Here is a 20398-nt window from a genome sequence, read left to right on the forward strand (position 1 = left end):
GTCTGACGAGGTGAACGACCCGTTCATGACGTGCGGGCGACCGGATCGGCCGCGCTGACCTGACTTTGCCGGAACCCTGCCCAAGGAGGGCGGGGTCTGCCAAGGAGGGCGGGGCCTGCTTTCCCGGCCCGTGGTCGCAGGCCCTGCTCGAAGCAGCGGGAGGCCCGCCAGTGCGCTCGTGAGGCCGGCGGCTCGCGTCGGCACCGATGTAGTGAACGACTCATTCACCTCGTCCGACGACATGAATGACCCTTTCACAACGCCCGCCACCGGAAGCGCCGCTCGCCCAACTCCGCGCCGGTTCGAGGCCGACACCGGCTCAGTCCAGGCGAAGGCCCTCCGGCAAGCGGACGGTTAACACGTCACCCGAAGCGGTCCGGTCGCCACCACTACCGGGGGTTTCGGGGCGCTCTCCGCGGCTCCCGGTGCTCCACTTCGATCATGACCAGGACACTTCTCAGCACCAGAAGGACCCTCTCCGCTCTGGTGATCGGCATCGCCGTCGCCGGGCTCGTCCCGGCTCTCGCCGCCCCCGCCACCGCCGCGCCGGTCAGCGCCTCCGCTGGAGCCGAAACCGGCAAGGGCAAGGTGAAGGTCGACGGCAAGCTCGGCAAGGACCACGTCAAGGTCAACGAAAAAGTCGACCTCAAGGGCAACCTCAAGGTGCTCGACGCGGCCCGCACCGACGGCACCCAGACCCTCGAAACCGTCATCGTGCAGCAGCTGCAGGCGGGTGTCTGGGTGAACCTCGCCGACACGACCTGCCGGCCGAACGGGGGCTTTTCCTTCAGCCTCAGCTTCAGCCTGAGCGCCACGATCTCGCTGCGGCTCTACCACCCCGAGACGACGCTGTACGCCGCCGCGTACTCGTCGAGCACGCTCACCCTGCGGGTGGGCTGAGTCTTACGAGCGCGAGAACGCGGTGCGCATCCACTGCACCGCGAGGCAGATCATCGCGATCCAGGCGATGATCAGGCCGTACCCGGGTCCGCCGCCCGCGGCTCCGCTGGCGTGCGACGACTGCTGCGACCAGATCGCCAGCAGCCCGTCCACCGAAGCGAACCAGCCGCCGGCGGCGCACACCCAGGCCAGCCACCACCGGCGCGTCACCAGCGCCAGCGCCGAGGCCAGGATGCCGACGGCGGTCGACGTCGCCGCGAACAGCTGCGGGATGCCGCCGCCCTCGCCGGCCAGCACCTGCCAGCCCGCGTGGTCGCCGACCCACGGCAGGATCAGGCAGATCAGCAGCACGAACGTGAACACCGCGATGGTGAACCCGCGCCGGCCCAGCTCGACCGTGCGCGACGCCCGGTCGCCCACCTCGTCGATCTCGGCGGCCAGCTCGGCCAGCTCGCCGTTGCCCTTGGACTCCGTCACAGCGCACACCCGCTCACCGGCTCAGGCAGGGCGGCCGGGGCACCGAACCCCGGCAGTCCCAGCGTGACGCCGCTCGTCTTCGGCTTCAGCCCGGCTTCCGCGTTGTCGCCGGCCCGCGTCCGCCGGTGGGACAGCAGGTCGCCGTCGGCCACCAGGTGGTGCGGCGCGCCGTAGGTCACGACCGTCTCGACGACGTCGCCCGGGCGCACCGCGCCGTCGACGAGAGCGCCGGTCGGCGTGAAGTGCACCAGGCGGCCGTCGCGGGCGCGGCCGCTCATCCGGTTCGTCTCGGCGTCCTTGCGGCCCTCGCCCTCGGCGACGAGCAGCTCGACCCGGCGGCCGACGATCTTCTTGTTCTCTTCCCACGAGATGGCGTTCTGCAGCTCGACCAGGCGCTCGTAGCGCTCCTGCACGACCTCCTTGGGCAGCTGGTCCGCCATCGTCGCGGCGGGCGTCCCGGGGCGCTTCGAGTACTGGAAGGTGAACGCGCTGGAGAAGCGCGCCTGCTCGACGACGTCCAGCGTGGCCTGGAAGTCCTCTTCGGTCTCCCCGGGGAAGCCGACGATGATGTCGGTGGTGATGGCCGCGTCCGGCATCGCCGCGCGCACCTCGTCGAGGATCTTCAGGAAGCGCGCCGACCGGTAGGACCGCTTCATCTCGCGCAGCACCCGGTCGGACCCGGACTGCAGCGGCATGTGCAGCTGGTGGCAGACGTTCGGCGTCTCGGCCATCGCTTCGATGACGTCGGTGGTGAAGGAGGCCGGGTGCGGCGAGGTGAAGCGCACGCGCTCCAGGCCGTCGATGGCGCCGGTCGCGCGCAGCAGCTTCCCGAAGGCGAGCCGGTCGCCGAACTCGACGCCGTAGGAGTTCACGTTCTGGCCGAGCAGCGTGACTTCGAGCACGCCCTCGGCGACGAGCGCCTCGACCTCGGCGAGGATCTCGCCGGGCCGCCGGTCGCGCTCCTTGCCGCGCAGCGCGGGCACGATGCAGAAGGTGCAGGTGTTGTTGCACCCGACGGAAACGGACACCCAGCTCGCGTAGGACGACTCGCGCTTCGCGGGCAGTGTCGAGGGGAAGGTCTCGAGCGACTCGAGGATCTCGACCTCGGCCTCGGCGTTGTGCCTCGCGCGTTCGAGCAGCGTGGGCAGCGACCCGATGTTGTGCGTCCCGAAGACGACGTCGACCCAGGGAGCGCGCTTGACGATCTCCCCGCGGTCCTTCTGCGCGAGACACCCGCCGACAGCGATCTGCAGCCCGGGGTTGGCGACCTTGTCCGGGCGCAGGTGGCCCAGGGTGCCGTAGAGCTTGTTGTCGGCGTTCTCCCGCACGGCGCAGGTGTTGAACACGATCAGATCGGGCTTGGCCCCGCCGTCGACGGGGACGTACCCGGCGTCCTCGAGCTGGCCGGCGAGGCGCTCGGAGTCGTGCACGTTCATCTGGCAGCCGAAGGTGCGGATCTGGTACGCCCTGGGTGCCTGGTTCTCGGTCATCAACCACCAGGGTAGACCTGCCCTCACCTGGTAAAGCTGCCCCCCACCGAGCCGGTCCACCATGCTTGGCGGACAACTCGCCGGAAGACCGCCCAGGTCACCAGCCCGGAACTCGCGAACGACGACCTGCGGCAGGGGGACGTGCCGGGACCAGACCCTCACACCGACCGGTCTGTGGACCAACGGCGATGTCGAAGGCGACGATCGGCGCCAGGTGCGGCGGCTTTGCCCGGGTCAGGCCGACGTCGGCTCCAGCGAGGTGAAGCCGACGACCTGCGCCGGCACGTGCAGGCCGCCGGCGGTCGCCCCGGACAGGATCAGCGAACTGGTCAGCGTCTTCGCGAACTCGCGAATCACGCGGCGGGGCGTCACGCCGGTCCGGCTCAGGTATGCGCGATGGGTACCGATCCGGCGCATAGTCGTCCGGTCGGCGTCTCCGATGCCGAACGCGATCATCCGGGGACGAGCCGGCCAGTTCTCGTCCAGGAGTCTCGCGTGGGCGGTGGGCCAGTCCGCGTGATCGGTCGGCTGCCCGTCGGACAGGAAGAACACCGCGGGCCTGTCGATCGAGCAGGATTCGGCCCGGAGCCGTTCGACGTCACGCTCGATCGTTTCACGGAGTGTCGTGAACACAGCGCCGAAATTGGTCTCCGCTCCCCCTCTGAGCCCCGGCCTGGCGATTCTTTCCGGTCTCCAGGAGAGCGGAGCAACGACCCGGGCTTCACGGGAGAAACCGATCATCCCCAGCCGCGCCCGGCCTGCCAGAGCCGAATCCGTGCGTACGACCCGGTACACGTCATCGAGACAGTCGTTCAGCAGGTCCAGGTGATCTGCCATCGAGTAGGACTCGTCGCAGACCACGTAGAAGGGCAGGACTCGATCGGACATCGGGTTCTCCTGGTTCGGGGGAAGGCCGGTGATTCACCGTGACCGCGGGTCTCGCCCGCCACTACGCAGGACCGCTTCTCTCCGTTCCTGCAGACTCTTCCGGAAGTCTCACATCCCGGCTTGGACAAGGCATGGACCGCTCGTGGACGTCGGACCGCCGGTTCAGGACACAAAAGGACTTAAAGTGGACGAAAAATGGACCAGAACCCCGACGTGTTCTCATGCCCCCGAAGGATCGGTTTCACTGAGAGTGTCGTGACACCGCGTCGGAGGAGGCGGCATGGAAGTGCTCCTGTTGGGCCCATTCGAACTGCGAACGAACGGTCATCCCGTCGAGCTCGGTGACTTACAGCAACGGTACATTCTCGCTGTCCTCGTACTGCACGCGAACCGCGCCGTGTCGGCCGAACGGCTCACCGACATCGTCTGGAACGGCGTCGACAAGCCGAAGACGAACCTGGTTCCCGGCTACGTCGCGCGCTTGCGAAGAATCCTCGAAAGGTCCGAGCCGGCCGATCGACCGGTCATCGACCGCGTCGCGACGGGCTACGTTCTTCGGATCGCGCCCGAGCGGATCGATCTCGTGCGGTTCATGACCCTGCGCGACCAGGCGCAGAACTGCCCCGACCGGACCCGGCGGCTCACCTTGCTGCGTGAGGCCGCCGGGTTGTGGCGTGGCCGGTACCTGGAGGACCTCGATCGCGATCGCGTCGGCTCGACCGGTCTCTTCTCGCCGGAAGAGGCGTACTTCGATGTTCTGGGCGACCTCTCCGAGCTGGAACTCGCCGAAGGGAACCACCGGTGGGTCCGCGACCGGCTGCAGCAAGTCGTGAGGGCCGAACCGACGCGGCACAAGCTCGCCGGCCTGCTGGTGCGGGCGTTGGTGGCCAACGGCGACCGCGTGCAGGCGATGAACGTCTACCACGACACGCGGACGGCGCTCAACGACTACGGCATGGACGTCCCGATCGAGCTGCGCCGGCTGGCGAAGCTCGCCCAGCTGACCGGCCGACGCGTCCTGCTGCCCGGCCGGCCGCCCCACTTCGGGGGCCGCGGGGACGAACTGGCGATGATCGAGTCGCGGATACTCGTCGCGGCCGCCGCGCAGCGGTCGGCGGTCTTGTGGATCAGCGGGATGCCGGGAATCGGCAAGACCGCGCTCGCCGTCCAAGCGGCCTACCTGCTGCGCGAACGCTTCCCCGACGGTCAGGTGCTGGTGCAGCTCGACGGCTTCACACCGGGAGTGGCGCCGGTGACCACCGAGGACGCGCTGGCCAGTCTGCTGACGGCGCTCGGGATGCCACCCGAACAGCACCCGCCGACGATCAGTCAACGCATCGCCTGCTACCAGGCGGCGTTGGCCGGAACGCGCACGCTGGTCGTGCTGGACAACGCAGCGGGCGAAGAGCAGACGCAGCAGCTCCTGCCGGCCGAACCCGGTTGCGCCGCTCTGGTCACCAGTCGGCGAACCGGAGGTGTCGACATCGCCGACGAGATCCAGCTGGGGCCGCTGCGGCCGGAAGCGGCCATCGAGCTGTTCCACGGTCTGGTCGGCGCCGATCGGGTCCGGAGTGAGCCGGCGCTCGTCGACAGCCTCGTGGCACGGTGTGGAAACGTCCCGCTCCCCATCAAGATGCTGGCCGCGCAGCTGCGGTTGCACGGCTCGTGGACGCTCGCCGAACTGACGGCGCTGCTCGACGAGTCGGGACCGTGGCGGGACGCCCCCGGGCTGGCTGGGCGCGCCGCCAGCGCCTGCGCGGTCTCCTACGGGCAGCTCAACGAGCTGGAGCAACAGCTGTTCCGCCTGTTCGGGCGACTGCCGGGGCACGACTTGACCCTGCCCGCGGCGGCCGCGCTGGTCGGGACCGCTCCCTCCGGGGCGCAAGAACTGCTGGACGGTCTGCTGGGCGCGAGCCTGCTGGAAGAACCCGTGCGAGGACGGTACCGGATCCTCGATCCGCTCAAAGAATACGCGGCCGGCCTCCCCGCGCAGGCGGGCGCGGATACCGACCGGTTCGATTCACTCCTCGACTTCTACCTGGTCACGACGGCGAACGCGATGCGTACCGCCTACCCGTTCGACCAGGACCGGCAGCCCGCCATCCGGCGTGAGTGCCCTTCCGCGGTCCGGTTCGGCGACAACCGGGCGGCCTTGACCTGGTTGTCCGAGGAGCGGCTGAATCTGCTCGCGGCGATCCGGTACGCGGCGCGGCACGACCGCCTCGAGCACACCTGGCAGCTGGCTGTGCTCTTGTGGCGCTACTACTACGCAGGCGGGCTCCTGGAGGAGTGGACCGAGACGCTCGAGCTCGCCAGGAAGGTCCTCGAAACCGAGGGGGCGAGCCGGCCGGGGCTCGCCTACGTCCTGCTGCGGCTGGCCGGAGCGCATCGGACGGCGGGCAGAGCCGCGCCGTCGCTCGAACTGGCCACCGAAGCACTGCGCCTCTCGACGGAGCTGGGTGATGACCTGGGCCAGGCCGGCGCGCTGTGCGCCATCGCGAGCGTCGACTCGGACCGAGGCGACACCCGTTCGGCGATCGCCAACTACGAGTCTGCGCTGAGGAAGTACGAGAACATCGAAAATCTCCGGGGCCAGGCCCACGTACTCAGCAACGTCGGGCAGCTCCACGAGCTGCGGGGCGATCTCGAGCTCGCCGAAGTACGACTGGTCGCGGCCGCGGGCCTGCTGCGCAAGCTGGGTCACACCCAAGGCCTCGCCCACACCTTGGACAACTTGGGTGTGGTGCGACGTCGGCTGGGCCGCCACGCCGACGCATTGGCGAACCACGAAGAAGCCAGGGCACTGGCCGAGGACGTGGGCGACCGCAGCTGCGAGGCTTACGCGCTCAACAACATCGGTGTGGTGCACTGCCTCGAACAGCGGCTCGATGACGCCGTCCGTCACCACGAGCTCGCGCGCGCCGTCGCCGACACCGTCGCGGAGCCCGGTCTTCGCACCCAGCTCTACTTGGACCGGGCAGCGACCCAGCTGGCCCGCGGGGAGCACACCCAAAGCCTCACGTCCTGCCTCGCGGCCCTGGACCTCGCCCGCGGAACGGGTGACCGGGGCAAGCAAGCTCACGCACACCGCGGCGCCGCACAAGTACTGCACCGCACCGGCGAGCACGCCGCTGCCGCCGTGCACTGGAGCGCCGCACTGGCGGCCTTCGAGGAAATGGGGTGGACGGAGGCGGACGAAGTACGAGCCGAGGTGGCCGGGTGCCGGTGCGGATGTACCGCGGCCAGTTAGGTGGGCTGGACCCGGTCGACCCTCAACGCGACAGCCAGTTCGGGCAGCAGTTCGCGCACCGCCCGGTGGTTGTGCCATCGGGCGAGCGTGCGCGAAAGCTGGCGAAGATCGATCCGCACTGTGGCGGAGTCGACGTGCGCCGCGTCCGCGAGCACTTCACGGGCGAGCGAGCAGGCATGTTCGATTTCACCGTTGCCCGCGTGCGCCAAAGCGCGGCGCGCTCCGAACCGGGCGCGCGCCCTCCTCGCGTCCGCGGCGATCCTGGGCAGCTCCCGGTCCAAGATCTCCGCGGCGTCGGCGGGACGGCCGAGGTCATAGAGCGACCAGCCTTCGGCCAGAGCGACCTCGTCGACGACGCTGGCGGAACCGAGCACCAGGCCCGGAGCCCCGGACGGCGCACCTTCGGACAGGTGCGCCCTGGCGCGTTCCAGTGCGCGCAGATAGTCGTCGGGAGCACCGGCCAGCGCGTGTCCCTGCGCTTCGCATCGGGCCGCGAGCCCAAGGATCCGCGGCCCGGCCGACGGATCAGCCTGTGCGCGCAGGGCCAATTCGACGGTGCTGAGGGAATCCTGCCGGTACAAAGCCAGTTCTGCCTGCCGCACCAGCGCGTAGCTACCCAGGTGGTGGTCTCCGCCGGAAGCCGCGAAATCGACCGCCTTCGCGGTCCACCACGCGGCGGCCCGGTCGTCACCGGCCTCTTGACTCATCCAGCCCGCGTACTCGGCGGCCCTCGAAGCGTGGACGAGCAATTCGTCGCGCACTTCGGGCGCGAGTGCGCCGCCCGCGAGCGAACGCACCGTGTGCACATGTGCGACGACTTGAGGCAAAACGATGCCGGGCCGGCTCGTGGTGCCGAGCCTGCGGTAGTGGTCGAACGCGCCGCGCAGGCCGGCGATCGTCGTGGGGTCGGCCGTCGGCCGGGCGCCACCGGTCAGCGCGTATCCCACCGCGATCCCGAATCCGGCGAGGACCTGCCGACGCGGGAGTCGGTGGAAGCCGGACGTTCCTTCCAGATCCATCACCATCACCCAAACCTCGTCGGTGACCCCGTCGTAGCCATTCCCGGCTTCGGGCCCGCACTCCGGTATCCCGGGCTTCGCGGACATGATCATCGCGGCGAGCGTGCCGCCGGTCTCGAGCGCGCTGTCGCATCTTTTCGCGACGTCGGCCGTCGGCGCGCTCAGACCGTTTTCGATCTTACTGAGGTAGCTCTTGCTGTAATTGATCTTGCGGCCGAGCTTTTCCAGCGAAAGGCCGCGCTCCTGCCGCAGCTCCCGCATATTCCGACCGAACGACTCGACCACGCCAACCTCCCCGTTTCGCGAGGTTCACCCTGCGGGCAGTACAGCATCGTCACCGAACTAAAGCAATGTGCCGGACGGCCGTCCGGCTCCGCGCCGGAACCCACCGGAGGAGCAGAACGGCCGTCCACGCCTTTCAGTCGATCCAGGAATGCCCGTCGGGAGCGGCCAAGGGCGGCGACGTCACGGCCGGAACCGCGGCGGACCCGCCATCCGCGAGCGATGTGGCGAGACCGAAGCCCGGGACGGCGAGCGCGGTCAGCGTGGCGACCGCGGCAGCGACCTTGACCAGACCACGAACAGACGACGAAACAGACATGACGACTCCTCGAATTGATTCTCAACGAGCGCGATTGCGCTGGTTCCGAGGATTCATCCGACCAGGCTCGGTCCACAACGGGTTGCACGTTCCCTACGTTTCAGGAAACGGTCAACTCGCTCATCCAACGCCCAATGCACGAACCATGAGCAAGGCGAACGAACTGCCGGCGTGGGGCATCAGGCCATCGGTGACCAGCGACAACGCCTCTTCGAAAGGGAGCAGGTATACGCGCAGGTCGGCTTCGCCGGGCTCCAGCCGCGCGGCGCCCTGATCCAATTCGGTCGCGAGAAAGGCGTGATCACGATGGTTGGTGAAGGAGTCCGCGCAGTTCACCGTGCCGAGATGACGCCAGCTCGTGGCGGAAATCCCGGTCTCCTCACGCAGCTCCCTGGCCGCCGCGGCGCGGGGGTTCGAGTCGGCGGAGTCGATTCGGCCGGCGGGCAATCGCCACTGGGTTTCGCCGTGGGTGTAGATCCATTGCCGTGTCACGGCCACCCGGCCGTCCTCCGCCAGCGCGACCACCGTGACAGAGCCACTGGACACGACATGGTCATACCGGCCGGTAGAACCATCGGGGCGGACGGCCGCGTCATTCCGGACGTCGAACCACGGTGAGGAGAACACACTGGTGGAGCGCAGCCGCGACCAGGGTCGCGGTGGAGGATCCGGTCCATCGTCGATCACTTCCCGAGTCAATCACAACGCTCCGCCGAGCGATACACGTCCGATCCACGCCCGGTCCAACGGGACCCCGCATCATCGTCGCAATCGGGTGAAGGCCGCCTCCGCGTTCCCGGTAGTCACCCGAGGACGAAGCCCAACATGATCATTGCCCACGGCACGAAGAGCCGAAGCATCGGCTGATGACGGTCATTCTTCACCGAAGTAACAGTTCCAAAACGCCGTAACGAGCACGAGCTCGACGTCGATCCATAGGACGTCGAATTCGCCGGGGCAAGTTCGAGTTCCACTCGAACTCCATTGTCGGTCGGCGCCGGTTCCCGTGGATGACCGCTGTGCGCCGGATTCAGCCCGGTCCGGCGCCACAGAAGGAGAAATGATCGATGCGCCGCATATTCATCAGCTACCGCCACGAGGACAGCATGTACGTGGCACGGGAGATCGCGGCGGGACTCGCGAACAGAACCGGATGGCAGCGCGTTTTCCGCGACCGGGACTCGCTTCGCGCCGGCGAACTGTATCCGATGTCCATTCGGGACGCGGTTTCCGCGGCCGACCTCGTGCTGGCGATCATCGGTCCGCACTGGCTGGACGCTCAAGACGACCGCGGACGATCGCGGCTCGCGGATCCGCGGGACTGGGTCAGGTTCGAACTGCGCACGGCTTTCGAACACGGTATCCCGGTCGTGCCGGTACTTCTCGACGACGTGCGCCTCCCGTCCGCCGCGGAGCTGCCCGCCGACGTCCGATCGCTGTCGAGCTCGACTTGTCGGCGGCTTCGCGACCGGAGTTTCACCACCGACCTCCGTGGACTGATCGACGAACTCACGGAGGCCTACGGCGAGACCTCCAACGACGGCCCCCGGCGGTCGGCTCCGGACCGCCCGCAGAACCAGTACACATCGGTCTCCGGTGGCACCAACTACATCTGCCAGGGCACGCAGACGGTCAACAACAACGGCACCGAAGGAGGCCGACGATGACGTTCCCACCCGATCACGGAAGCGACCCACGCGGCCGGCAGTCCAACCACACCGAGGGCGGCACGAACTACATCGCGCAGGGCGGGCAGACGATCCACAACGGGGACTACCTCGACCAGAGCGACCGTCGGACGTATCAACAGGTCGCTCGAGCTCGCTCGTACGCCGGACGCTGGGTGCTTGGCATCATGCTCGTCGACATCGTCTTCTTCGTCTATGGAGCAGCGTCGTACACAGGTAACGCGGACGACCACGGGGATCTTGTCAGGGCGGTGATCTTCTTCGCGCTGCTGGTCTTCACCGGAACCCTGATCCGGCGCTGGTTCCGATCGCACTGACCCCGGCGCGACCGGAATCCACGGTGAAGGCCTCTGGTCCATTCGTGATCCACCGACGTTCCACGGAGCCGGGAGAAGCTCGGCACCACCAGTCCCAGCTGTCCGGCGCGCCGCGCCACCTCCCGACAGGAGCCGCATGTCGAAGAACCCCGACCGCGAGTCCGACAAGCTACGCCGGAAAGCACTCGGCTACGGGCCTGTGGCCCGGCTGGCCGACCGGCGAGCCGGACGCCAGGACGGCAAATCGGGATTTCCCGCGCTCCCGGTGAACGATGAATTCGCCGCGACGCCGTACCACGGGGTGCGTCAGCACCACCTCAATGTCTTCGCCGCACGCGAACTGCTCCGGCAGGAGGAAGAGATACACCCGCTTGTCCGGCGGCGGAAAGAGCTCGAGGGCGAGATCACCAGCGCGGAAGAGAAGGTCGCCGAGGCCCGCGCCCGGCTGGCCGCGACGCCGGCGGTGCCTTCTGAAGAGGAGCTCACCCGGCGGAACGCGGTCGAGTCCGGAGTGGACGAGCAACTGGTCCGGACCCGGCGCCAGCGTGAGCACAACGGGCGCCGCGGCCCCCTCGTGCAGGAAGAGCGGCGCGCGGTGGAGCAGGCTCGCTCCCTCCACATCGAGCTGGCCCGGCTACAGGGAGGGATCGTCGCCCGGAAAAGGCTGACCCTGGCCCGGATCCAGCTCCATCACGAACACGCCCAGCGGCGGTGCCGTACCTACGAACGCCACCTCGTCCGCCGGCACCCCGATGGCGGCGCGCTCATCCCGCTGCTCGCACTGGCCCGGCCTCGGCTGCCTGCCTGGGTTCACGAGCCCGAGACGCTCGGCGTGCACGCACCGCCCGAGCCGGCCGAGCAGCGCTGACTCCTCGCCCCAGAACCACGACCACGACCACGACCACGAAGGATTCGCCATGTTTCGCCGCCGCCGTGGAAGACCCGAACCGGCCGAGCCCACCTGGCAGGACGTCATGCCCGACCGGCCAGGGCCCGACAGCAAGCCCGGTCCTTTCGTGCAGCTGACCGAGATCGACCGCTGGCGCGCAGTGCCGTTCGACATGCCGCCCGCACCGGAACGGGGTTCCTGCCGCCAGCGCGTGCGTCAGCTGGTGGAACAGCTGGGAGACGCGGTCGACGAAGGCACTGGCGCGGCGCTCGATCTGGTCATCGAATCGTGGGTGGCCGCCTGGATCGAGTCCGTGCGCAGCGAGTACCTCGACCACCAGACGGTGCTCGCGCTGCACCTCGGCCAAGCAACGCAGTACCGGCGAGAGCTGGAACTCCAGGCTGGGCACGCCTCCGATGAGCTGGATCGTCTCAACGAGGCGTTCGAACAATGCCGCTCCGAGCTCACCGGCCACCGGCGGGACGTCGGCCCGGACCGGCCGGCGCCCGTTCGCGACGACGAAGAGGAGGATGAGCGATGAACCGTGTCTTCGGTACCGACCGGAAGAAGCCGACCGGGTGGGCTGCCCCGGAATTGCTTGCCGGCCGCGGATCCGCCGGTCTGGTCGCTGCCGCGATCCTGATCTTCGTCGGTGCGATGACCGACACTGTCGCGTTCAAATCCGTGCTCGACCTTCTGTTGAACGAGGCCGAGGTGTTCTCGTCGCTGATGGCGCTCGGCGCGACCGCGTTGGCGCTGATGGCCGCCGCTACCGCGGGGGTCGCCATCGCCGGGTTGCGCCACGGCCGCACCGGCGTCGTCCCGACGATCGTGATCCTCGCGATCGCCTGGCTGGCGCTGGGCGTCGTGCTGCTGGTGGTCCGCGCGCACAGCGCCGAGCTGACCGAATCCGCGATCGGGTTCGGAGTGGGAACCGGGCAAGATCCCGCCGAGGTCCAGCGCGGCCACTACGCCGCTTGGTTCTTCTTCGCCCTCTACGTCGTGAGCGGACTGTGCACCGCGTTCGAAGCCGAACGCCTTTACAACCCCGTCTACTTCGCCCACCGTCGTTTCGTCCGTCAATCGGCTCGGCAGAGCAGCGAAGTCGCCCGCCTCGACGCGCTGAAGGTCCGCGCGAACTCCGTCGTCGACCAGTGCGTCGGGGAGTTCGACCGGGAGGACGAGCGGATGACCGCCGCGATCCGGGAGCGTCAAGCACTCGGCGCCGAGCTCGCGAACTACGCGAGGCACCTGATGGCCGTGCACATGCAGGACCCGGCGAAGACGGGCGTGACGGAAACCGGACCCGTGCCACTGCCGTCGCCCGGCCCGGCCGCGGAGCCGGACGACGACGGTGACGAAGAACTGCGGCGCGCCGGATGAGCGGGTGGTACCAGCGACTCATCGGCCGGGAAACCGTCGCGGAGCCGCCCAAGCCCCGCTGCCCGCATTGCCGCCAGGAGCTCGACGTGTGCGCGGCCTGCTCGGGCGCCTACGACTCGGGCCGGCTCTGCCAGGAGTGCACGTCGGGACTCGTCTGCCCGGCCTGCCGGCGGCATTGGACCTGGAACTGAACGGAGCGAACGCATGCGATCCCGCCGCAATGGCCGGACGGCGAATGGACCACTGGGCCGATACCCGGACGTCGCCCTGCGCGAGGCCGGCACGCCGGCACCGCCCGTGCCACTTCCGCCGACCCGATGGCCTGCCGGACCGCTGCCGATGGCCCACGGTGTCGATTTCACCTTCGTCCGTTGCCACGGGCGGAATCCGGTCCGATGGCGGCCGGCACTCCCCATCGCTGTCAGACCAGCCGAATCCGCGGGGTGGAGGCCGCCGGCCGACCTCGACGAGGTCGTCGCCGAGCTCGGCCTGCTGACCGGGCTCACGCTGCGCATGGCATCGGCACATCCACCCGCGGCGCGGGCCGTCGACGTGGCTCCGGGCAATATCCTCGTACGCCCTGCGGCATCCGGCGAGAACTGTTGCGAGCTCAGCACTGCGCAAGGCGCTGGACACCTCGACCGCGGTCTCTGCGTGGTGGATCCCGGCCAGACCACCGCGCACCTGCGACACCAGCTGGGACACGCCCTGGGGCTGGGACACGCCCTGCGGGCAAGCGCTGTCATGCATTCCAGTCCCATCACCGGGTCGTTCGGACCGGGGGACCGCCACGGATTGGCGGCTCTCGGCTCCGGAGCCACCCAGCCCGACATCGAAAAGTTGTGAGGAACCTTGTTCGGATTTCGTCGTCTCCCCCACGCCCTGCTGGCCGCGGTGGCGCTGCTACCCGCCCTGGCCGCGTGTAGCTCCGGAACGGACGCCGTCACACCCGTGGCCGCGCAGACCGGACAGTGCCAGGCCGTTGGTCCCCTCGCCGTCGCGGCCGGCGGTCGGTCCGGTAACCCTCAACCGGTGCTGCCGGAGCAAGTCGGGCAGATTGTCCAGGCCGCGGTGGCCGGCGTGCCGGACCACACCCCGGGGCTCAAGGTCTCGGTGATCAACGTCGATGGACGTCCGGCGGTCACCGAGTCGGCGACTTTCCATTCCGATGCCAACAACACCGCGAAGCTGGACAACGACCGGACCGGGTTCGTCCGCAAGTTCGCCACCATGGTGACGTCGGTGCGTGCCAAGGTCCCCGAAGCGGACGTACTGGGCGCGCTCGCCGTCGCCGCGCACGCGACGGGAGACGGCCCGGGCACGGTCGTGCTGGTCGACTCCGGTCTGCAGACTCTGCCACCGCTCGACTTCCGCCAACCGGGCCTGCTTGACGCCGACCCCGCCGAGGTCGCGGGCGCGCTCGGCGAGGCGGTGCCCGACCTGCGGCACAAGACTGTCCTGCTCGCCGGCATCGGCGACACGGCGGCACCGCAGGCACCTCTCGACACCGCCCGGCACAACCAGCTGACCGAGCTGTACAAGGCCGTGGTCAAGGCAGGAAAAGCGGACTGCGTCGCCGTGCTGCCCGAGCCCCACAGCGGACCGGCTCCGACCGGAGTGCCGGCGGTCGGCGCGGTTCCCGTCCCCCTGCCCGACAACCTCGACCCGGACCAGTTCACCAAGCTCGTGCTGCCTGACGACGGCAAGGTCGGGTTCCGGCCGGACCGCGCGGAGTTCCGCGACGCCGCGGCGGCGGCCGAGGTGATCGCGCCGGTCGCCCGCTGGCTCACCGGCCGTACCAGCCGCAGCGTGCGGCTGACCGGAACGACTGCCCGCAACGGCGCCCGTGACGGGCAGGTTGCCCTGGCCGAGGCGAGGGCGAACGCCGTGGCCGAGCTCCTCGTCGAGCGGGGAGCCAAGCGTGAGCAGGTGTCCACCACCGGCGTCGGCAGCTACTTCGACGGCTACGTGCCCGACCACGACTCCGACGGCTCACTCATCCCGGCCGCCGCCGCACGCAACCGGACGGTGATCGTCGAGGTGACGCACCGATGACCGGGCAGGCCGGGAACCGAACAGGAGGCCCCATGACCGACGAGCCCCGCTACGAGTACGACTTCTGCCTTTCCTTCGCGGCCGAAGAGCGACCGTACGTCGAGGACGTGGCCCGGCACCTTCTCACCGCGGGCCTGCGCGTGTTCTACGACTCCGAAGAGACAGCCGACCTGCTCGGCGCGGATCTCTACACGCGTCTCGACGACGTGTACAACCGCCAGTCCCGTTTCTGTGTCTTGTTCGCTTCGGCTGCGTTCGCGCGCCGGATGTGGACCCGGCACGAACGGCGCTCAGCCCAGGATCGAGCGTTCCGCAGCCAGGGCGACTACATCTTGCCGATCCGCTTCGACGACACACCCATTCCGGGGCTGCGCGCGACAACCGGACACGTGGACGCGCGCATCACCTCGCCCGCGAGCTTGGCCACCATTCTGCTGGCCAAGCACGGCAGCGGGTCAGGACCCGCGCCGGTCGACTCGTCGATCGTCGTGCTGACGGGCGGATCGCCGGACTCCCTCCGCGGAATCTTGGAGCACGCGCTCACGGAGTGCCGGGTCAACCTCACCTCGGAGCAGCTCTTCACGGCCCCCTCCCGGGTGATCGGCGTGATTCCCGAGACCGCGTTGCGGACGGCCGAAGTCGTGACGACACTGGCCAACGCCGCCGAGCGGGCCTCCCGTGAGAGCCGGGTCGGTCCGCTCAGGATCGCGGTGCACTGCGGACAGGTTCCGCCCGTCGACTATCCGGCGGCGTTCGACGTCAACACCGCGGTCGAGGCGGCCTTGTCCGCCGCTGTCACGGATTTCGTCGCCCGGATTCCGGACGCGCGTTGCTGCGCCGTCATTGCCACCGAGAGGGTTTACGACGCCGTGATCCGGCCCGGGCGGGGCGGTAGCAATCCGTCGCTGTACCGCCTCGTCACCACGGCAACCGGGACGGCGCTCCACGTCCGGGTGTTCGGCTATCCGCGCCCACCAGACCGGCAAGCCACGCCGACGCCGACGCCGACCGGACCGTCAATCACCCACGGGGACACCCACAACCTCTTCTACCGCTCGCCTATCGGGCAGGTCGGTGACCGTTACTACGGAGGTGCCGGCCATGACGACTGAGTCGCCGACACCGGAACAGGAACCGGAACCGGTGGAAAAGGCCGAACCCGCGCCCCCACCGCCCCCACGGGACAACACCGATCGAAGTAAGCGATCCGAGGAGGCGCAGTCCGACAAGGATTCCGAAAAGGACGATGAGGAGAAGGACAACGAGGACGACATCCATGCGGCGCAGGAGAAGGCAGCCGACCCGGAAAGCGCGCAGGCGCGTGGCCGGTTCAGCGACGAGGTCGACGCGGCCGTGCGGTCCCTGCTCGGCTGGAACACCGGTGGGTTGGCCGGCTCCCTCGGCACCGCGAACTTCTTCCTCGGCGCCACATCTGTCGGACAGGTCGGTGATCGGCACGGTGCGAGCGGCTACCGTGACGTCGACTTGCGGCTTCGGAGCGGCATGGTCCCCCCGGACGTGCTCGACCGTATCGAACAGTCATATGTGGAGCCGGAAGGCTACGCCGAGCTTCGGTACCGGCTCGAACACCGCCAACTGCTGTTCATCCAGACGAAGAAGGGAACTGGCCGGACGACGACCGCACTTCGGCTACTGGCCGAGACGTGCCGTGCAGGCGTCCGAAAGCTCGATCCCGACCGCCCGCTGAAGGAGCTGACCGCCGAACAACTCGAACCGTCGCACGGCTACCTCCTGGAGTCGCTGGATCCCGGTCAAGCCGCGGATTTCCAGGCGTTCCACGCGGAGCAGCTCGAGCAGACGATGCGCGAGCAGGGATGCATGCTCGTCGTCATCGTCGACGAGTCCGTCCGGTTGCGCGAAAGCGAAATCGGCGACTTCGTGGTCACGGATTTCGGCCGGATCCAGCCGAAGCCGCTGCTGGAACGCTACGTCGCCTGGGAACTCGCCGGCTCCACGACCGCTGACCAGACGTTGTTGACCAGGCCCGAAGTCCTGGAGATCGTCGAGCAGCTCGGTGACGAGCTTCCGCCCCGTGAGCTGGCCAAGCTGGGCCAGCTGTTGATCGATGTCGCCAACGACCGGCTCGACCTCGCTTACGTCCGCGATCGCTACTCCCAAGCGAGTTCGGCCGACTTCTCCCGCTGGTTCGATGCGCTGCCCGACACGGACCAGCGCGCGTTCGTCATCGCGTTGGCCGTTTTCAACGACGAATCCGTGCAGATGGTCTCCACGGCCGCGAGAATGCTCGCGAACCGGTTCAAGCGGCTGGAGGCCCCACGCCGGGAGGATCGTGCGCGACGTGTCTTCGCGACACAGCTCTCGAAGCGAGTCGAGTGGGCACGAGCGGAGCTCGTGGACAGTACGCAGGAGACGATCTACGGCCAGGTCCAGATCCGGAAGATCCGGTTCCGGGACGAACGGTTCCCAGCGCGTGTGCTGGACCGGCTGCAGGCGCAGTACACCGATGCCCTCGACGTCGTCCTGGATTGGCTTTACGACCTCGGCGGGATCGAGGCGCCGCAGGTCCGCGCCCGCGTCGGCGTCGCGGTCGGAGCACTGAGCCAGTACGACTTCTCCTACGTGTACAACCGGATGATCGTGCGCTGGGCCGGATCCGGCGACCCGGACGAGCGGAGAGCGGCCGTCGCGGCGCTGCACGTGCCCGGCCAGCTCCCGGAGCTCGTGCACGTGGTGTCCAAACTGCTCGACAGGTGGTCCCGCCGGGGTACCCCGGCGCTGCGGGCGACCGCCGCGGAAGCACTGGGCAGCATGACTTCGATCAGCACGAGAACTGCCCTGAGGTTGATGCGCAAGGCCGCCGTCCCGGTCACCGCCTACGCCGTCGGTGAAGGGATGAGCGAGCTGTTCCTGCGCGCGGACCCCGGTCAAGTCCTCGACGCACTCATCCGCTGGTCTCGGGACGGTCAGCCGCCTGACCGGCGCGACACCGCTTTGCTGGCGGTGCTGATCATCTCCCGCTATGTCCGGGTCAGCGTGGAAGGCAGCTCGGAGCACTGGCCGGTGCTGGTCTGGCTGGCTGGACAAGACGACGACCGGAGAACGCAGATCCTCACTTTGTTCTCCCGGATGCTGCAGACCGCCGATTTCCTGCGCGGCGCCTACCAGGAGTTCAAGGACTGGGTTCGGATCTCCGGTAAAGACCGCGCCATGGCTGAGCCCCTGGCCGACCTCCTCCGGGACATCGGCCGGTGCTCCGGCGACCTCGCCGGCATTCGCTACGACCTCGAGCAGTGGGCCGGCGCCCGGCAGGGCGCCAGCCACGCGGCCCGGACAGTACTTCGCCACTTCGACGAGAAAGAGGAGACTCGATGACCGTTCCGCCCCCTGCCCCGAACGACGCCGCCGGCTCGCCCGACGCCAGAGCGTCTGAGCCGGCTCCGGAACCGAAATCCGACGCGAAGCCCGAACCCGAGACCGGCCCCCCTCCGGTACCGATCGTCCGGACGATTGAGGTCAGCCGTGCCTCTCTCCGCAAGGACAACCCGGCGTCTTCCGGCCATTCGGCCGTGGTCTACGTGACGAAGAGCGGGGACTACCGCCTCGGCAGCGGCCGGCTCACCATGGGCGAGCTGTGGCTGGCCACTCCGCGCGAGATGTACCTGGTCGACATCCAGCCGCACTACGAAACTTACTCGCTGGAGTTGCCGTCGCAGGAGGAGGCGTTCTACTTCACCGCGAATGTCCGGGTGACGTGGCGGGTCCATGACCCTGTCGCCGCCGTACGAGCGAAGACAGTCGAACCGCGCGCTGTCATCCGCGACGTTCTCGAAGAGCGGCTGCGCGACATCACTCGTGGGTTCGAGGTCGAGAAGAGCGCGAGTGCCGAGCGCCAGATCGCCCACGAGTTCCGCGACCAGGTGATCCGCGTCTCGGAGGTCGTCGAGGTGGTCAACTGTTCGGCGGTATTGGCCCTCGAAGAGAGCACGCGCGACCACATCGCCCGGCGGACCCAGCGGATCCGCGACCGGGAGACGGAGCTGGGTGCCCAAGAGTTGCGAGTGCTTCAGGCCGAGCACGAGCGTGCCTTGAAGAACATGCAGGAGAAGCACGAACTCGAACTCAAGCAGGAGCGCCTGAGGTTCTACGCGGAAGTACTGCGCGAAGGCGACATCAACATGCTCGCGCTGCGCCTTTCGGGCAACAAGGAAGACATCCAGGACGTGCTCGAGCTGTGGAAGGACCAGAAGCAGCTCGACTACGACCGGTCGATGACGGTGCTCAACACGCTGCTGGAATCTCGGCTGGTGACCCGGAAGGACGTCGCCGGCCTGCTCGCCGACGCCAACGACACACTCGTCGGCAAGCCTGCTGTCGAGAGCGGGCCGAAACCGGTGACGGCGAAGTCCAGCCGCGCCGACCTGGACGACGAAGACGAGGACGAGGACGATGTCGGCAAAGCCTGATTTACTCAGTCCGGTAGCGGACGTTCCGGTGCTCGGTGACCTGATCGGCTTGCTGGACAGCGCGGCCACGCAGATCGGTTTTCCTTTCTGGATCCGAACATTCGTGGAATTGGTCGTCGCCGGGTTCCTGACGTTCGCCCTGCTGCGCCTGCTCACGGCCAAGCTGTTCCCGTGGCTGGGCGGCGCACTGGTCCACCCGGTGAAGCTGCTCACCCGTGCGATGCTCGTTCTGCTTCTGCTTCCCGACCTCGGCGTCAGCCGAGTCGCACGGCGACTCGGCCGCACCCCGCCGGAAGTCGTGTACGGCTACGGCTCCGCCGTGGTGGCTGTCATCGAGGGAACCGAAGACCTGGTCAGGCGAGCGCTTCCCAAGTTCTCCCTGACCCGGACGATCCGCCCGTGGCTGATCGGTGTCCTTCTGGCCGCCGGATTCCTGCTCTGGAACAACCAGGACTGCGCGTCAGGTACCGCACCGCGGTGCGCCAGCCCCGTGGAGGTATGGCTGGCGTCGGTCGGCCAATGATCCCCTGTGCCCCCCGGCCCGCCAGTGCCGGAAAGCCCGAGGAGTGCGAAATGTTCGGTAAATCGACGGAACAGGCGAACCTGGAGTCCCTGCTCGACAGCTTGGCCCGGTCCTATCTGCGGGGCGCGGTCATGGGAACTCCGGAGGGCCGGCGCTCTCTCTGCGCCGAGATCGGCCAGACGGCAACGGCCGCGCAGAGTGCTGGGAAGCACAAGGCGATCACCAATGCCCGGTCCTACCGACCGGTTTTTCTCGGTGCATTGCCCACACCCATCCAGCGAGAGTTCGAAGAACTGCGCTCGGCCGCCCTGCGGGGACTCTGAAGGGAGGTTCTTCCTTGGCCAGTCAGGTCACGGAAGGGCGCTTGCAGGAATAGCCGGGCCGACAAGATCCGCCTCGAGCCGGCACCACCTCAGGTAACCCCGGCCTGACCAGGTGAAGCCGCCGTGCCGTGGGCGGGCCGGCCGGGCACC

Annotated in this window: 20 protein-coding genes; 14 read left to right on the forward strand and 6 right to left on the reverse strand. The window is 68.5% G+C overall.

Annotated features, from left to right (window positions below; all coding sequences use genetic code 11):
* Positions 1 to 441 precede the first annotated feature (441 nt).
* On the forward strand, positions 442 to 900 hold the full coding sequence (locus tag ABFJ78_RS39650) for a hypothetical protein (protein ID WP_436392604.1): 459 nt from the start codon (positions 442 to 444) through the stop codon (positions 898 to 900).
* A gap of 3 nt (positions 901 to 903) precedes the next feature.
* On the opposite strand, the gene ABFJ78_RS39655 is transcribed toward ABFJ78_RS39650, so the two are convergent.
* The 3 genes from ABFJ78_RS39655 to ABFJ78_RS39665 form a co-directional block, all read right to left on the reverse strand.
* A complete protein-coding gene (locus ABFJ78_RS39655; RefSeq protein WP_436392605.1) occupies positions 904 to 1377 on the reverse strand; it encodes an Rv2732c family membrane protein in 474 nt (157 codons plus the stop codon).
* Positions 1374 to 2867, reverse strand: a complete 1494-nt coding sequence (gene miaB / locus ABFJ78_RS39660) for a tRNA (N6-isopentenyl adenosine(37)-C2)-methylthiotransferase MiaB (RefSeq protein ID WP_436392606.1) — start codon at positions 2865 to 2867, stop codon at positions 1374 to 1376. The genes ABFJ78_RS39655 and miaB overlap by 4 nt, the downstream gene beginning before the upstream one ends.
* A gap of 234 nt (positions 2868 to 3101) precedes the next feature.
* Positions 3102 to 3755, reverse strand: a complete 654-nt coding sequence (locus ABFJ78_RS39665; protein ID WP_436392607.1) for a vWA domain-containing protein — start codon at positions 3753 to 3755, stop codon at positions 3102 to 3104.
* 280 nt (positions 3756 to 4035) lie between these two features.
* Here ABFJ78_RS39665 and ABFJ78_RS39670 point away from each other — a divergent pair, with 280 nt between their 5' ends.
* Entirely contained in the window at positions 4036 to 7005 is a 2970-nt protein-coding gene (locus ABFJ78_RS39670) for a tetratricopeptide repeat protein (protein WP_436392608.1), read from the forward strand.
* On the opposite strand, the gene ABFJ78_RS39675 is transcribed toward ABFJ78_RS39670, so the two are convergent.
* The 3 genes from ABFJ78_RS39675 to ABFJ78_RS39685 form a co-directional block, all read right to left on the reverse strand.
* Complete coding sequence (locus ABFJ78_RS39675) at positions 7002 to 8309, reverse strand: helix-turn-helix domain-containing protein (RefSeq protein WP_436392609.1); 1308 nt, start codon at positions 8307 to 8309, stop codon at positions 7002 to 7004. The genes ABFJ78_RS39670 and ABFJ78_RS39675 overlap by 4 nt on opposite strands.
* 133 nt (positions 8310 to 8442) lie before the next feature.
* The gene (locus tag ABFJ78_RS39680) at positions 8443 to 8625 is read right to left on the reverse strand and encodes a hypothetical protein (protein ID WP_436392610.1); all 183 of its coding nucleotides are present in this window, start codon (positions 8623 to 8625) and stop codon (positions 8443 to 8445) included.
* A gap of 120 nt (positions 8626 to 8745) precedes the next feature.
* Entirely contained in the window at positions 8746 to 9312 is a 567-nt protein-coding gene (locus ABFJ78_RS39685) for an NUDIX domain-containing protein (RefSeq protein ID WP_436392611.1), read from the reverse strand.
* 380 nt (positions 9313 to 9692) lie between these two features.
* Here ABFJ78_RS39685 and ABFJ78_RS39690 point away from each other — a divergent pair, with 380 nt between their 5' ends.
* The 12 genes from ABFJ78_RS39690 to ABFJ78_RS39745 all read left to right on the forward strand — a co-directional run bounded on the left by ABFJ78_RS39690 (position 9693) and on the right by ABFJ78_RS39745 (position 20248).
* Positions 9693 to 10292 carry a toll/interleukin-1 receptor domain-containing protein gene (locus ABFJ78_RS39690; protein WP_436392612.1) on the forward strand — a complete coding sequence of 200 codons (600 nt, stop codon included), beginning with the start codon at positions 9693 to 9695 and terminating at the stop codon, positions 10290 to 10292.
* Positions 10289 to 10630 (forward strand): hypothetical protein, encoded by a 342-nt coding sequence (locus ABFJ78_RS39695; protein WP_436392613.1) that lies wholly within the window; start codon positions 10289 to 10291, stop codon positions 10628 to 10630. The genes ABFJ78_RS39690 and ABFJ78_RS39695 overlap by 4 nt, the downstream gene beginning before the upstream one ends.
* 136 nt (positions 10631 to 10766) lie before the next feature.
* The gene (locus ABFJ78_RS39700; RefSeq protein WP_436392614.1) at positions 10767 to 11498 is read left to right on the forward strand and encodes a hypothetical protein; all 732 of its coding nucleotides are present in this window, start codon (positions 10767 to 10769) and stop codon (positions 11496 to 11498) included.
* Positions 11499 to 11646: 148 nt separating this feature from the next.
* A complete protein-coding gene (locus ABFJ78_RS39705) occupies positions 11647 to 12060 on the forward strand; it encodes a hypothetical protein (protein WP_436392615.1) in 414 nt (137 codons plus the stop codon).
* A 116-nt stretch (positions 12061 to 12176) separates the two neighbouring features.
* Entirely contained in the window at positions 12177 to 12902 is a 726-nt protein-coding gene (locus ABFJ78_RS39710; protein WP_436392617.1) for a hypothetical protein, read from the forward strand.
* Entirely contained in the window at positions 12899 to 13093 is a 195-nt protein-coding gene (locus ABFJ78_RS39715) for a hypothetical protein (protein WP_436392618.1), read from the forward strand. Before ABFJ78_RS39710 ends, ABFJ78_RS39715 begins: the two co-directional genes overlap by 4 nt.
* An 841-nt stretch (positions 13094 to 13934) precedes the next feature.
* The gene (locus ABFJ78_RS39720; protein WP_436392619.1) at positions 13935 to 14957 is read left to right on the forward strand and encodes an OmpA family protein; all 1023 of its coding nucleotides are present in this window, start codon (positions 13935 to 13937) and stop codon (positions 14955 to 14957) included.
* A gap of 32 nt (positions 14958 to 14989) precedes the next feature.
* A complete protein-coding gene (locus ABFJ78_RS39725) occupies positions 14990 to 16069 on the forward strand; it encodes a toll/interleukin-1 receptor domain-containing protein (protein ID WP_436392621.1) in 1080 nt (359 codons plus the stop codon).
* Positions 16059 to 18311, forward strand: a complete 2253-nt coding sequence (locus ABFJ78_RS39730) for a hypothetical protein (RefSeq protein WP_436392622.1) — start codon at positions 16059 to 16061, stop codon at positions 18309 to 18311. The genes ABFJ78_RS39725 and ABFJ78_RS39730 overlap by 11 nt, the downstream gene beginning before the upstream one ends.
* Positions 18308 to 19402, forward strand: coding sequence for an SPFH domain-containing protein (locus tag ABFJ78_RS39735; RefSeq protein ID WP_436392623.1), 1095 nt, complete (start codon positions 18308 to 18310; stop codon positions 19400 to 19402). Before ABFJ78_RS39730 ends, ABFJ78_RS39735 begins: the two co-directional genes overlap by 4 nt.
* Positions 19386 to 19925: a hypothetical protein gene (locus ABFJ78_RS39740; RefSeq protein WP_436392624.1), complete on the forward strand. Its 540-nt coding sequence runs from the start codon at positions 19386 to 19388 to the stop codon at positions 19923 to 19925. Before ABFJ78_RS39735 ends, ABFJ78_RS39740 begins: the two co-directional genes overlap by 17 nt.
* A gap of 50 nt (positions 19926 to 19975) precedes the next feature.
* Positions 19976 to 20248: a hypothetical protein gene (locus tag ABFJ78_RS39745; protein ID WP_436392625.1), complete on the forward strand. Its 273-nt coding sequence runs from the start codon at positions 19976 to 19978 to the stop codon at positions 20246 to 20248.
* The last annotated feature ends 150 nt before the right edge of the window (positions 20249 to 20398 follow it).

Origin of the sequence: Amycolatopsis sp. MEPSY49, from assembly GCF_051337345.1 — a bacterium.
Taxonomy (GTDB): domain Bacteria; phylum Actinomycetota; class Actinomycetes; order Mycobacteriales; family Pseudonocardiaceae; genus Amycolatopsis.